Raw genomic sequence first — 13,215 nt, forward strand, 5'->3', positions numbered from 1 at the left:
CATTGTTGTAATCATCCCTGAAGAAACCTCTGGGTCTCTTTCTGGTGATCTTCATTCAAAATAAGGACGTCGTCATGAGCCTATTTATCAAAGGGGGCACCATTGTCACCCACGAAGAAACCTTCAAAGCGGACATTCTGTGCAAAGACAATAAAATCATCGAAATTGGCGACATCAGTGTCGTCCCCAAAGATGCACAAGTCATTGATGCCACAGGCAAGCTGATTATGCCTGGAGGTATTGATCCACACACTCACATGCAACTGCCTTTTATGGGCACGGTAGCAAAAGATGATTTTGCTTCCGGCACCATAGCCGCCTTGGCCGGCGGTACCACCAGCATTATCGATTTTGTTATCCCTAACCCTCAACAATCTTTATTAGAGGCTTATCACCAGTGGCGGGATTGGGCTAAGAAAGCCCATGCAAATTACAGCTTTCATGTGGCTATTACTTGGTGGCAAGACAGTGTTGCCGAAGAAATGGAAACTCTGGTTAAGGATCATGGCGTAAACAGTTTCAAACACTTTATGGCCTACAAAAATGCCATCATGGCGACCGATGACATTCTGGTGGCAAGCTTTACGAAATGTTTAGAGCTCGGTGCTATTCCAACCGTTCATGCCGAAAATGGTGAGCTAGTTTACCACCTACAAAACAAACTGGTTGCAGAGGGCTTTACTGGCCCAGAAGCCCACCCGCTGTCTAGACCCTCTTCCGTTGAAGGCGAAGCCGCCAACCGAGCCATCAGTATTGCCAATACATTAGGTGCGCCCATTTATTTGGTTCATGTATCAACAGAAGAAGCGGTCGATGCCATTCGCTATGCCAAAGACCATGGGCAAACCGTATTTGGTGAAGTATTAGCAGGGCATTTAACCGTCGATGAAAGTGTCTATCAAAACCCAGATTGGGCGACGGCCGCCGCCCATGTTATGAGCCCTCCGTTCAGACCCAAACACCACCAAGATGCTCTCTGGAAAGGAGTGCAAGGCGGCACCTTGCAAACCACGGCAACCGATCACTGTGCGTTTTGTGCCGAGCAAAAAGCCATGGGCAAAGACAACTTTGCACAGATTCCAAACGGCACAGCAGGCGTTGAAGAGCGCATGATGGTGCTATGGGAAAAAGGCGTCAACCAAGGCAAAATTACCGCCAACGAATTTGTTGCTCTGACCTCCACCAATACGGCGAAAATTTTCAACCTTTACCCAAACAAAGGCTGTGTTCGCGTCGGTGCCGATGCCGATTTGGTTATCTGGAACCCGGCTGAGAGTAAAACCCTGTCAGCTAAAACCCACCATTCCAACATTGAGCACAGCATCTTTGAAGGTATGACAATTAATGGTATCCCAGAGACCACCATATGTAATGGTAAACTGGCTTGGCATGACAACAAGTTATTCGCACAATCAGGAGACGGAAAATACATAGACAGACCAACCTACGCGCCTTTTTACGAGACTCTAAAAAAGCGTAAAGAGCTAAATCAGCCAAAAGCGGTGGCGCGATAAGTTGAAGCAAAAAATGATTAGGAGACACAGACTCCTAATCATTTTCAGTAGCAATATAAAGAATGCGAATAAAAGTTAGTTCTTTAGTAGGATTTGAGACCAAGCCTCATCCGCGACGTGCTTGTAAGCCTGCCAATCTCCATTCAGCCAGCGTTGGCGCCCACCTTCTGCGTAAAACAAATACAACTCATCCCCAAAAAACTCCCAAACTTCTCCACCAGTCTTGACCTTACCTTCTCCTAAACTCAACGCATTTGCGCAAAAGCCATTATAGTGAGGAACATAGCTTGTTGGGTTCGCTGAAAATTTATCTGCAGACGCTTGGCTGGCGAAATACCAATCCGCCCCTTGCCAGCTCACACGATAGCGCTTTTCGCCCTTTACTAAACGTGAGCGGCGATCCATATCCGCTTGATAGTAAGCTGTGGCATCATGCCCACCAATAGCAGTATTTCCCCAAAAGCTGGTACTTACTGGTTCTGAAGCCAAAGCAAAAGTCGATGCCAATAGCATCACCACAAGCCCTATATAGTGCAACATTGCTATCTCCAAAGACGACTAAAGAAAAGAATCTGACGATCTGCAAATTCGACTGCTCAAACCTCTCTTAGTTCAACCCGCTTAGTACAAGTCCCACAAGGTACTTTGGCATATCAAAGTCGGCCGACGATCAATCACGTTTAACGGAAAGTATGGCCTTTTGCCGATAAAAACGAATCAATTCTTGCACATTAAAAGCCGTTACTTCTGCGCCGTAATACCGCATGTCTTTGGCTTTACCATTGTGTATGTCTTTCCTGACACCACTCATACCGTCATAGGCATGAGTACTGCTCTGAATTTCAATCAGGTTCAAATTAGTGGACACAACAAGCATGGTGCCGTATTTATAAACAGGGTCTTCATTTTTAAAAATCTTTGAAAAGTCAACAGCATAGATGTCATTTATTTTTGGGTTTTCTAGGTAACTTAAGGTTTTATCTTGCTGCGCTGGCGCTAAGTAATGCAAACCTAAAACAAGACAAGGAACAATGACTGCCCAAATTTCTATTGGTAAAAATAATAAGGTATGTGCAGGTGGCTTAATAATATCGTCTATATTTTCAGTACGGCGAAACAAACGAGCTTTGTAATTCAGCAATAAACCAACTCCCCCCATAAATAAGCAGACAACAACCAAAGAGATGATCTTTACCCAGTTGTTCGCCCCATAAAAGCCATCGCCCATGAAATAATCAATAACAAACTGCACATCAATAAAAGCCGCGATTAAAATTGCGGGAACTAACCAGCCATACCCTTTCCAGATATTTAACATCTTTATATCCCATCTCCTACTATTAATAGCTCATCTGTTTAAGCCTAGCTCTGTTTGCTACTTACGCTAATCACACTCAATAAAGACTAAGTCACTGTCGCATGGCCCAGTTCTGCTTACATTTCTTAACATAGTATCAAAAAGAACGATATAGAGAACACTAAATCCTTTTTATATCAGTACCATAGATTGTGTCATTGAGTTAAAAATGACATTTTATGCAGAGCTCAGTACTCTTTACTCATAAGTATTTAATGGTTGGCGGTAAAGGAAGGGACATGTACATTCAATCGGAAACAGACTTAAGAGCCCTTTTGGGCTTTCCAAAAGATAGAGCAAAAAACAAGCAACTCGATGAATTAGAAAAACACAGCATTCATTTTATTCGGCTATCGCCTTTTTTGACCCTTTCAAGCCATGATGCTTCTGGCCATGTTGATTGCTCGCCCCGTGGCGGCAAACCAGGTTTTGTCAAAGTCATCAATAATAAATGCATTCTTATTCCGGAATCAAAAGGCAATAACCGCCTAGATAGCTTGCTCAACCTATTAGCAACAGGAAACATCGGCTGCCTTTTTTTGATTCCTGGGGTAGATGAAACCTTAAGAATTAATGGCACCGCTCGCATCAGCACCTCTACTGAACACCTAGCTCTTTTTACAGAAGAGCGTAATCCGCCCAAAGTTTGCATTGAAATAACCATTACAGAAGTATTCTTACACTGTGCAAAATCTTTAATGCGCTCTGAACTATGGTCCATTGATAGCCAGATCGAACGTTCGTCACTTCCCACTATGGGCATCATGATCAATGAGCAACTTGCTGTTACGGATATTCCTGAAAGCCAAAATGAAATGCTGAAACGTTATAAAAAAGACCTATAAAGACATCAATCTTTTCCCCTTCTATTAAAAATACAGAGCAAAAGATCAAGTGAAAAATGTTGCTTTGTAAGTAAGTTAGCGACATAAAGACTGTAAATAAGTCAGCTAAGAGCCCTATAGATCACACTAAAAAACCTAAATCCGGCCAAAAAAACGCCTTCTTCGTGCACCTAAACCTTATAAAAAAACCTCTTAAAAATTAAGATTGAAAAATAAAAACAAACAAAAACAAACACTTAATAGATTATTAAGAAGCATAAAATTAAGATTAAATTAAGCATGAATTAAGTAAAAATTAAGACCTAAAGTCAGGCTTTCATTATTGTAATAAAAGAACATATACGTGATGATGACTACTGAAAATCGTACGATTTTTTACACAAAGATCTATTGACTATAAAAAAAACAATTTAGGCCTATTTATTATGATTATGAAAAAAACCACTCTATATACAGCCATTGTCAGCAGTATGCTATCTGCTGGTATCGCCAACGCCGCTCCTACCATGAGTGCCAATATTGAATTAAATACTGATGTTTATGATAAATCCGTTAGTGAGACTACTTACGAGCAAGACGGACGTGTAGAGCTAACCGCTTATAACAAACATACTTCAGGTGATAACTTTATCGAAGGTAAAGGCGCCATTGAACTCAAAGTAGATAACTCATCATACGTTGCTGACGTCTATGCCAAAATTGGTAATAGCAAGTGGGATGTACAAGTAGGTCACTTTGAGGCAATCAATCTTTTTCCAAAAGGCAAAGACACTTTGGTTTCAAACGCCGGCGGTGTCGCTGTTTATGAAGCGAACCTAGCCCGTGGTCGAGCGGATGATGGTGGACAAATTGCCCTTCACTTTGCACCAAGCGACAGCCTAAAAATCGAAATTGGCACCATCTATGGTGACGATGATACTAATGGTGATAATAAAGCAGCCTTCTCAGGTATTCGCCCAATCGCGATTCTCTCAACTGACGCTGCTACTTTTACTGCTGGTTATGAAAGTGTGAAATACGATTTGGCTGCTGGTGGCGATGTTAGCAAAACAGGTTACTCTATCGGTGCAAACTTTGATGTCTCAAGCGCAAACGTTAACGTTGCCATGACTCACCTTAAAGACGACTCTACTGGTGTTGACAAAGAAGTAGATTCTTTTGTTATCAATATGACAGCGGGTAACTTTGGTTTAGGCTTGATTTCTTCTACTGAAGATAATGCCGGTTCTGAGACATCTGTGATGACTGCTTATACCGCTTACACCATGCCTGTTTTCGACATCGAGAATGCGTCTGTTACTTTAGCAGCCTCATACTCAACGGCTGACGACGTGGCGGCAAGCCAAGACGATGAAATCCTAGCCACTCGCGTACGCATTAATTACACTTTCTAGCAATAGAAAAAAGATAAAAGCAACACTGTCAGTCTCCCCTTTTCTGGCAGTGTTGTTCTTTATTTTTTACATATACCTACTCATCAAAAGTCTAGCTTTCCTCTCGTAAACCCAGCGTCAAACTGTCTCTCAATAAAAGTCATTGAATAGTCTTAAAATCTGTCTAAAATCCCCTCTATATTTAAACAGCTCATAGGATTTAGCATGACATCGATTACCATTCTTGACGGCGGATTAAGTCGTGAACTTGAACGCCTTGGTGCCCCTTTTAGACAACCAGAATGGTCGGCCCTTGCGCTGATGGAAACACCTAATATTGTAAAACTCGCCCATCAGTCTTATATCGACAGTGGCGCCCGAGTGATTACAACAAATAGCTACGCTGTGGTGCCTTTCCATATAGGTGAAACAGCCTTCAAAGAGCAGGGTCATGAATTGGCGGCACTATCAGGCAAGATGGCACGTAACGCAGTAGAAGAAAGCAATACTGATACTCAAGTTGCAGGCTGCCTACCTCCTCTGTTTGGTTCTTACCGTGCTGACCTCTTTTTACCCGAGCGCGTAAACGAAATAGCCATTCCGTTAATCGAATCGCTTAACCCTTATGTGGACATTTGGCTGTCTGAAACCCAATCTTTGATCGAGGAAGTCACTCGCGTCAAAGCGTTAGTCGATAAAATAGATACGGATAAAAAACCTTTCTGGGCTTCCTTTACATTAGAAGACGCCGAGCCAACTGCTGAACCAGTATTGCGCTCAGGCGAAACGGTTGTCGATGCAGTGAAGGCCATGCATGCCCTTGGCGTAAATGCGATTCTATTCAATTGCAGCCAGCCGGAAATCATCGGCGAAGCTATTCAATTAACAAAAAGCACATTAAAGTCATTAAACAGCGCAGATATTCAAATAGGCGCTTATGCGAATGCTTTTCCTCCCCAACCAAAATCAGCAGCAGCAAACGAAGATTTAGATGAAATAAGAAAAGACCTAACGCCACCCGCTTATTTAACTTGGGTGAAACAATGGAATAAAGACGGCGCAACCCTAATCGGCGGCTGTTGTGGCATTGGACCTGAGCACATTAAAGCGATTTCACAATATCAAAATACGCTTAAATAATGAGTAGATATCAATAATTATCAAGGCACAAAACACGGTCTCCCTCTGCAGAAAGCAGAGGAAGCCTGTGGATTAATTGGTTTTCGATGATGCTACGATTTTCTGTAAAGCTGCCCCTTAAGCTTTCTTGCACTTCAGAGTCTTTCGATAATATGCTCTTTTAAGCACAGTAATTTACCGTCATCGCATATTCTGTATACAGTCTATAATCCTGATAGCGCAGCTTGTATTGCTCAACATAGGAAACATTAGACTGTGAGCTCACTGGTACTGATGTCGCTCACTTTTCCGTGTTCGACAGACATTCACCTTGCACCCTACGTCACTATAAATTCTTTTCGTGCTGTTAACCTCCTCATCATCTAGAGACCTTTGCACGACTGCTGTGTGTACCAATACATTGTTAAAAATAGACTCAAAGCGCAGGGAGATGCTCGGAGTATTTATAACCCATAAACGCGGCTTTGGCATCCTCGGCAATGGCTCCTGCATTGTCCTATTAACCACCCCCCTGTGGCTATGCGTCGCCCTAACACTTACATCCATATAAGTACCCGCTTTTTCGTCTATTTTTGCCTCGTCTTTGCTTTGCTCGCGACGTCGTGCAAAGGTCTCTATAAGTGACAGACACTAAAAAGCGATTTGATATTAACTACTTAAACCATTAAATTGCTTGCCTATTAAGTAATCAAATTATTGGGTAATAACATTGAGAACATTTTTTACATTCATATACAGCCTCTTTTTTTCTTGCCTGATACAAGCACAAGAAGTAATCACTCTGACAGATGACAGTGAGATTCTGTACTTATCATCTGGCATCGATATTGCCATTGACCCAACAGGGCTATTAACCATTGATGACATAACAGCAAGTGATGTGGTTTTTAAAAATACGCCATTTCCGTTTAATGGCGGCTACACCAGAGACACTCATTGGTTTCGCTTTACTGTGCAGAAAAGCGCACCAAAAAGTGACTCGAAAAACACAAAGAATATAAGCAGCTTTCTATTAGCGGCAGGCCCGACCTATATAGATAAACTGACTCTCTACAGCCCTTCTACAAAAAACGAATCAAGCTACACTGTTCAGGTAGCGGGCGATACCATTGCAGCCAATCAACACCCCTTAGGTTTGATATACGGTCCTTATACTTTTTCGATTACCTTAACTGATAATGAACCGCAAACTTTGTACCTAAAAATGCAGGGGAATGATGATTCCACTCTACAACTCATCTTATCGTCACGCGATCAGCTAGCGAAAATTAACAATCTCGATATGCTGCTATCAGGTTTTATTTTAGGGGCATTGACCTTAATATCCATTAATGCATTTATTATGTGGCGATGGTTAAAGCAACCGATTTATTTACCTATCATTGGTTATGCCATCGTTATCATTATCCATAAAGTAATGCTGAGTGGCATAATCGCACGCTACCTACTACCTGATTCGCCCAACATCATGAATCTGGTAGATCCGCTCAGTATTAGCTTTCACTCCCTTTGTTCGATTACCTTTTTTATTATGTATTATGACTCGAAACACAGTTTCCCCCGTTTACATTATTTCTTTTTATCCTTCTTGATCTTCACCATTGTTACCATATTCAGCATTCCGCTAGGCTACTATCTGTATTTCGCACCTTATTTATTCTTATTCGCACTGATGTTACTTCCGTCATTATTATTTGTGTCATGGAAAGTAGCACAAACAGGCTCTGTCGGAAGTCAGTCGGTATTTATTGGAACCACCATTTATGTGGCTATTCTCTCTATAGCCATACTCAGTGCGCTCGGTGCCATTCCCTTTTATCCCATGATAATGAACGCACCAGCCATCGCGTCTTTAGTCTTCCTGTTTTCAATGCAACAAGGTATGCACCGACAAGTTAACCAATTTGAAGCGGAAAAACTGGTCGCAGAAATAGCCGCCAGCAAGGCAAATAAAAAGGCCAATGAGGAAATACAACGGCGCCATGAGCAGTCAACTTTTATGACCATGGTTGCCCATGAAATTCACACGCCGCTCGCGGTAATAGACAGCGCAATTCAAACCATCGAAATGAGTAGCCCAACACTTTCCCCCTTCATTAGCGAACGCCATAACAGAATTCAGAATTCGGTGAGCCGTTTAAGCCAATTACTAGAAAATACACTGGACGCAGAATCCCATGACTCACGTCCGTTACAGCCAAAAATTGAATCCATTAATACAGAACCCTTTATCCTAAATTGCCTACAAGAGTCCTTGCCTAAAACACGCCCTTACACACTCAACATCAGCCCTGATTGCACCATCAATGCAGATCCTAATCTATTCAAGCATATTATTAGCAACCTACTCGTTAACGCCAAAAAATACAGTCCAAATGACAGTACAATTCATATATCCATTCATGAGCAAGAAAAAAATGCACAAATAGGAACGCTATTTAGTATCCAAAATAATCATTACTCTAATGTTCCTATTGACCCCTCACGTTGGTTAAATAAATACTTTCGCCAGACAGAGACACCCAATATTAATGGTTTTGGCTTGGGTTTATATTTGGTGCATAAAATAATAGATGCCCATCAAGGCGATATAAACATTGATATTAAACCAACTCCGTCAGTATCCAATTGGCTTGTCACCGTCAATGTTTGGCTGCCTATAGATACAACTCAGGTTGAAGGTTTATGACGCTTTTGTATATTGTGGAAGATACCCTCCATAAGAAACGGCCATTAGATTTCTCTAATGGCCGCTTTTTTAGAACATGAAGTCTATTGGCTAAATACCCTCGCGATGTCATGTGCCATCGGGTTAACCACTTTGTCGAACCAATTAGTAGCAAGAGTTTGTGTCATGACCGAATAACCATCTGACTTCAATTTATCTTCAACATAAAACGCTTTTGAGAAAACCAGATCCCCTTCGGCAGAAATAAGCTGCCAACGACCTGAGATATGAACAATGCCCTTCAGATCTGCAAAAAAACTGTCCACCTCGATATTCAGTTGTGCAATGGCATAACTGGGCAACCTTTGCCGAGCAAACCAAGTCAAGTTAGGCAGCGTTTTTTCCAATCTTTGTTGGGTTAATCGAGTGAGTTGAGGGGACAAGGGCTCGGCCCACAAATTACTCTGAGAACGATGCACATCCCCCGTGTTGGTCACTAATACAATTTCATTGCCTGTTAGATAGTTCGCCACCACGATTGGCATAAGTTGCACGGACGCCACTCTAGTCTGCTCTGATTTAACCTGATAGGAGGGGTTATCCATCAAAAGATATTCATAACTTGGGTCTGCCTGAGTCGCACAACCTGACAAGAGCAAACCCAGCAATAGAATAGGTAAAATGCGCCAATTCATCATAATATTCATTAAATCCTTCATCTTATTGCGCCGCTTTCGGCTGTATTTCTAATCGCGGTTTACTATCAAAAATCAGTGTATTTGGCTTCTCTCGTAACTGTCGAAGAAGCGGCTGCAATTCATTTAATGACCGACCCAAAGACACCATATTTTCACGCAATGGCCGCCCTATCTGGCCATTGGCCTGATAGGTTTCTAAGGTTATATTTAACTGCGCCATGACTTCAGAAAGATCCGCTGGGAGCTGCTGCGTTTCTGATTTCTCAATCAAATGTGTCACGCTTTTGCTGACCGCTTGTAATTGACGCAAGGTTTCATTTGCCTCGCCCATGGTCCTGCCAAGCTGCTCAAAGGTCTGCTTAAGTGGCACGTCTGCAAATTTATCCAGCAGACCAGACACTTTCCCTTCAATATTGGCTAAAGAATCAGGCCCTGTCGGAAATACCTGATAGCCCTCAAACTCTGTTATCTTAGGGGATGGAGGATTATCCATAAAATCAAGGCTAATGACTCTTGCTGCGTTAAGGTAATTGCCTATGACCAAGGTCGCCCTAAGCCCTTGCTTAATTCGTTCATCCAATAGTTCTTGCCACTTCTGTATCGATATGTCGCCTGACACAGACCACGCATTAAGACGTTGGGGTTCAATACGAGCCAACACAGGAATCACAGGTCGATCAAGTGAGGTAACCTTGTCCATCGAAATTCCCGTAAAAGGAACCTCCAGTACAGTACCGATTCGCACGCCTCTAAATTCCACATCAGCGCCAGCATATAAGCCACTCACATTGGAATCAAATAAGAAAAGATACTCGATGGTTTGATCATAAATATTATTATCAGCCTCTTCTTTTGAAGCAAACAAACGGAATGAAGTTAAGTCTTTTATTGGCGCTCCTGCGCTGCGCTCTTCTCCCAAACCAAAGGAAATGCCTCCCGATAAAAAGGTTTCTAATGAATCCAGCCTAACCTCAAAACCTTGAACAGAGCTTTTAAATGACAGCCCGGGGGTTATCCAAAACTGTACGGCATCATTCACTAAAGCATCATAAGGCGGTTTAACCACGACTCGATAAGTGATTGAGCCTGTCTCAGTATCAAACCCAACCTCTTCGATATAACCAACTTCGTAGCCTCGAAAATGCACCAAGGTCCCAACATCTAATTTAGAGCTGTCATCACTGTGCAAGAGTAAGCGAATACCTTCTGTTTTAGTGGATAAAGGCGGCTGGCTCAGCAACACAAATCCATCGCTTTTTTCCCCTTCTGTACCCGGTGCCATATCAATGTAAGCACCAGATAACAGGGTTCCTAAGCCACTCACACCTTCTTTCCCAATCCTAGGTTTCACTACCCAAAACTTGGCATCCTTTCTTAACATGTTTTGCGTACCCTGATTCATACGCACATTGATAATCGCCTTATCGTAATCATCACTCAGGCGAATATCGATGACCTTACCTACATCCACATTGCGTGCTTTTAATTTCGTCTGTCCTGCTTCTAATCCTTCAGCATTAGAAGCAATCAAGGTAATCACTGGCCCCTGTGTTGCCCAATTCTGATAAAGCATCCAACCCGCCACCATAACCGCCACCAGTGGGACCAACCATATGGTGTTAAAATGTACGCGCCGAAGGCTCACGATATTCTTATTACGCTCTGTCACTCTTTTTCCTCCGACAAAGACGATATAACTCGCCTCTCATCTTTGTCCCATAATAATCGTGGATCAAACGCCATAGCAGCCAACATGGTCAAAATAACCACAGCGGCGAAAGACAACACAGCAGGCCCTGGCAAAATAGCAATAAGGTTACCCATTTGCACCAGCCCGGTTAAAACAGCCACCACAAAAATATCAATCATTGACCAACGGCCAACCACTTCGGTGATACGATACAGCCGCATTTTCTGTAGGGTTTCCCGCTCTGTTGGGTAATAACATTGCCAACAAAGCCAGATTAAAGACAAAATTTTAGTCAAAGGAATCACAACACTCGCAAAGAAAATAACCAAGGCAACAGGATAAGAGCCCAAAGACCAAAGCAAGAAAACCCCTCCCATAATGGTTGAAGGCTCAGTCCCCCCTAAAAATGTGGTATGCATGATAGGAAAGACATTCGCAGGAACAAACATGATGACAGCGGCGATCAGAAAGGCAATGGTAGTGGCTAAGCTTCGCGGACGTCGACTATAAACCGAGTGACCACAACGACTACAATGATGAGCAGAACTAAGCAAGGTTGCTCCACAGCTATGACAGCCGATTAACCCCTGCTTATTCGCCGTTTCAAGTTGTTCTCCAATATGATGCCCTGGCGCTCGCCCCGCAATGCTATTCCACAGCCAACGTCGGTCGATCAAGGTCACCGTTTTTAATAATAAAAGAACGTAAGCACAGAAAGCCCAAAAAGATAGACCCAATTGAATGTCCGCCATGCTATTCATTTTCACTAGGGCAACTAACACCCCCACCAAGAAAACATCCACCATTAACCACGGCTGAATCACTATGACCCAATGGGATAAATAACGCTTTGTAGACAAGCTGATATGACGATGCCGGAAAGACCAGACTAAAAAAATAACCGTCGCCAAATAGGCGACAGGAAAAACAAACAAAGCCAAACTAATAAGGATGCTCAAAACTAAATAATCCTGAGCAATCAACACACTCACAACCTGAAACAAGGTCACACTTCGCTCAGCACCATTACTAGAAAAACCAAGAAAGGGAAAAGCCAATGCAAACGCAAACATCAGCAAAGACGAAAAACCAGCGCCTAAAATTCGCTTTTCTACATGCTCACGATAATTCAATAATATATGACCGCAGCGCCCACATACAAAGCGCTCGCCACGCTTAAGTGGCGGTATCTGATGAACTAAATCACACTCATCACAAGCGGTTACGCTTTCTCGGAATACCGAAGAGCTCATATTTCCCCAACATTAAGTACAAAGTCTCTTTATATAACACGATTAGATGACAACCAATCAAGCTATCTAAGATATGCAAAACAAGCCACTTTTTTACTGTAAATAAAAGTGTCAAAATAGCAGATGAATGTCAGCTCTAGATTTGAAAATAGTGATAGAGGATCCATTAAAATAACTAAACCGTCGTTTTAGAGTTTTGCTTTAGCACCCAATACATATAAGCCACAATAATCACATTCAATGCTAACACGCCGACAGTCAAAACATTCGCCTCTTCGTATATGGCGTACAGCTCAAAAGGGATGTAAATAGAACCGCTTAAGAAGGCAAACCATTCCGTCCAACGCAACCTGTGCCAAAGCCCATAGGCAACCACAAATCGAACACAGGCATACAAGGAGGCTAATAGTGTCACAAATATTACATTTTCACGGGTTATGCCTTCAACGATTCCCAGCAACAAACTCGGATATTCATCGGTCGGCACCATGTTGAGCTGCAACATAGAGGTTTCTAAAGTGTGGTGAAAGTTCGCGCCTGCTAACGAGTTCACACCAACGGCAATCAACAAGGCTAATAGGCCTTTAAAGCCTTCCAATAATGCGATGGCATTTAGGCCAATCAATGTCATAAAAACGCTTCTGCCTATGCTAGTTCACTCAAATAATTTACCAAAA

11 protein-coding genes are annotated in these 13,215 nt (G+C 42.5%); 5 read left to right on the forward strand and 6 right to left on the reverse strand.

All coding sequences use genetic code 11. The features are described 5' to 3' along the window. The first annotated feature begins 74 nt into the window (after nucleotides 1–74). On the forward strand, nucleotides 75–1,514 hold the full coding sequence (gene hydA, locus I8J31_RS06440; protein WP_199467465.1) for a dihydropyrimidinase: 1,440 nt from the start codon (nucleotides 75–77) through the stop codon (nucleotides 1,512–1,514). 75 nt (nucleotides 1,515–1,589) lie between these two features. On the opposite strand, the gene I8J31_RS06445 is transcribed toward hydA, so the two are convergent. Both I8J31_RS06445 and I8J31_RS06450 read right to left on the reverse strand, forming a co-directional pair. Further along, nucleotides 1,590–2,054, reverse strand: a complete 465-nt coding sequence (locus tag I8J31_RS06445) for a YHS domain-containing (seleno)protein (RefSeq protein WP_199467466.1) — start codon at nucleotides 2,052–2,054, stop codon at nucleotides 1,590–1,592. A gap of 130 nt (nucleotides 2,055–2,184) precedes the next feature. Further along, nucleotides 2,185–2,832 (reverse strand): hypothetical protein, encoded by a 648-nt coding sequence (locus tag I8J31_RS06450; RefSeq protein WP_199467467.1) that lies wholly within the window; start codon nucleotides 2,830–2,832, stop codon nucleotides 2,185–2,187. 278 nt (nucleotides 2,833–3,110) lie between these two features. Here I8J31_RS06450 and I8J31_RS06455 point away from each other — a divergent pair, with 278 nt between their 5' ends. From I8J31_RS06455 to I8J31_RS06470, 4 genes are all read left to right on the forward strand, one after another. Beyond that, entirely contained in the window at nucleotides 3,111–3,716 is a 606-nt protein-coding gene (locus tag I8J31_RS06455) for a pyridoxamine 5'-phosphate oxidase family protein (RefSeq protein WP_199467468.1), read from the forward strand. A 425-nt stretch (nucleotides 3,717–4,141) separates the two neighbouring features. After that, nucleotides 4,142–5,110, forward strand: a complete 969-nt coding sequence (locus I8J31_RS06460; RefSeq protein WP_233402626.1) for a carbohydrate porin — start codon at nucleotides 4,142–4,144, stop codon at nucleotides 5,108–5,110. Between the two features lie 204 nt (nucleotides 5,111–5,314). Then, complete coding sequence (locus I8J31_RS06465; protein ID WP_199467469.1) at nucleotides 5,315–6,229, forward strand: homocysteine S-methyltransferase family protein; 915 nt, start codon at nucleotides 5,315–5,317, stop codon at nucleotides 6,227–6,229. A gap of 709 nt (nucleotides 6,230–6,938) precedes the next feature. Continuing rightward, nucleotides 6,939–8,918, forward strand: coding sequence for a sensor histidine kinase (locus I8J31_RS06470; RefSeq protein WP_199467470.1), 1,980 nt, complete (start codon nucleotides 6,939–6,941; stop codon nucleotides 8,916–8,918). Between the two features lie 83 nt (nucleotides 8,919–9,001). On the opposite strand, the gene I8J31_RS06475 is transcribed toward I8J31_RS06470, so the two are convergent. The 4 genes from I8J31_RS06475 to I8J31_RS06490 all read right to left on the reverse strand — a co-directional run bounded on the left by I8J31_RS06475 (nucleotide 9,002) and on the right by I8J31_RS06490 (nucleotide 13,169). Next, entirely contained in the window at nucleotides 9,002–9,604 is a 603-nt protein-coding gene (locus I8J31_RS06475) for a PqiC family protein (RefSeq protein WP_233402627.1), read from the reverse strand. A 13-nt stretch (nucleotides 9,605–9,617) separates the two neighbouring features. Continuing rightward, nucleotides 9,618–11,264: an intermembrane transport protein PqiB gene (gene pqiB, locus I8J31_RS06480; protein ID WP_199467471.1), complete on the reverse strand. Its 1,647-nt coding sequence runs from the start codon at nucleotides 11,262–11,264 to the stop codon at nucleotides 9,618–9,620. Further along, on the reverse strand, nucleotides 11,261–12,538 hold the full coding sequence (locus tag I8J31_RS06485; RefSeq protein ID WP_199467472.1) for a PqiA/YebS family transporter subunit: 1,278 nt from the start codon (nucleotides 12,536–12,538) through the stop codon (nucleotides 11,261–11,263). The genes pqiB and I8J31_RS06485 overlap by 4 nt, the downstream gene beginning before the upstream one ends. Nucleotides 12,539–12,713: 175 nt before the next feature. Further along, a complete protein-coding gene (locus I8J31_RS06490; RefSeq protein WP_199467473.1) occupies nucleotides 12,714–13,169 on the reverse strand; it encodes a DUF2127 domain-containing protein in 456 nt (151 codons plus the stop codon). Nucleotides 13,170–13,215: the final 46 nt, after the last annotated feature.

It is taken from the genome of Marinomonas transparens, from assembly GCF_016463975.1.
GTDB lineage: Bacteria > Pseudomonadota > Gammaproteobacteria > Pseudomonadales > Marinomonadaceae > Marinomonas > Marinomonas transparens.

What these genes read in the sequence shown, in the direction of transcription:
- I8J31_RS06445 (WP_199467466.1), bottom strand. Translation starts at nt 2,054, where the DNA reads ATGTTGCACTATATAGGGCTTGTGGTGATGCTATTGGCATCGACTTTT.
- I8J31_RS06455 (WP_199467468.1), top strand. Translation starts at nt 3,111, where the DNA reads ATGTACATTCAATCGGAAACAGACTTAAGAGCCCTTTTGGGCTTTCCA.
- I8J31_RS06475 (WP_233402627.1), bottom strand. Translation starts at nt 9,604, where the DNA reads ATGAATATTATGATGAATTGGCGCATTTTACCTATTCTATTGCTGGGT.
- hydA (WP_199467465.1), top strand. Translation starts at nt 75, where the DNA reads ATGAGCCTATTTATCAAAGGGGGCACCATTGTCACCCACGAAGAAACC.
- I8J31_RS06490 (WP_199467473.1), bottom strand. Translation starts at nt 13,169, where the DNA reads ATGACATTGATTGGCCTAAATGCCATCGCATTATTGGAAGGCTTTAAA.
- I8J31_RS06460 (WP_233402626.1), top strand. Translation starts at nt 4,142, where the DNA reads ATGATTATGAAAAAAACCACTCTATATACAGCCATTGTCAGCAGTATG.
- I8J31_RS06485 (WP_199467472.1), bottom strand. Translation starts at nt 12,538, where the DNA reads ATGAGCTCTTCGGTATTCCGAGAAAGCGTAACCGCTTGTGATGAGTGT.
- I8J31_RS06450 (WP_199467467.1), bottom strand. Translation starts at nt 2,832, where the DNA reads ATGTTAAATATCTGGAAAGGGTATGGCTGGTTAGTTCCCGCAATTTTA.
- I8J31_RS06465 (WP_199467469.1), top strand. Translation starts at nt 5,315, where the DNA reads ATGACATCGATTACCATTCTTGACGGCGGATTAAGTCGTGAACTTGAA.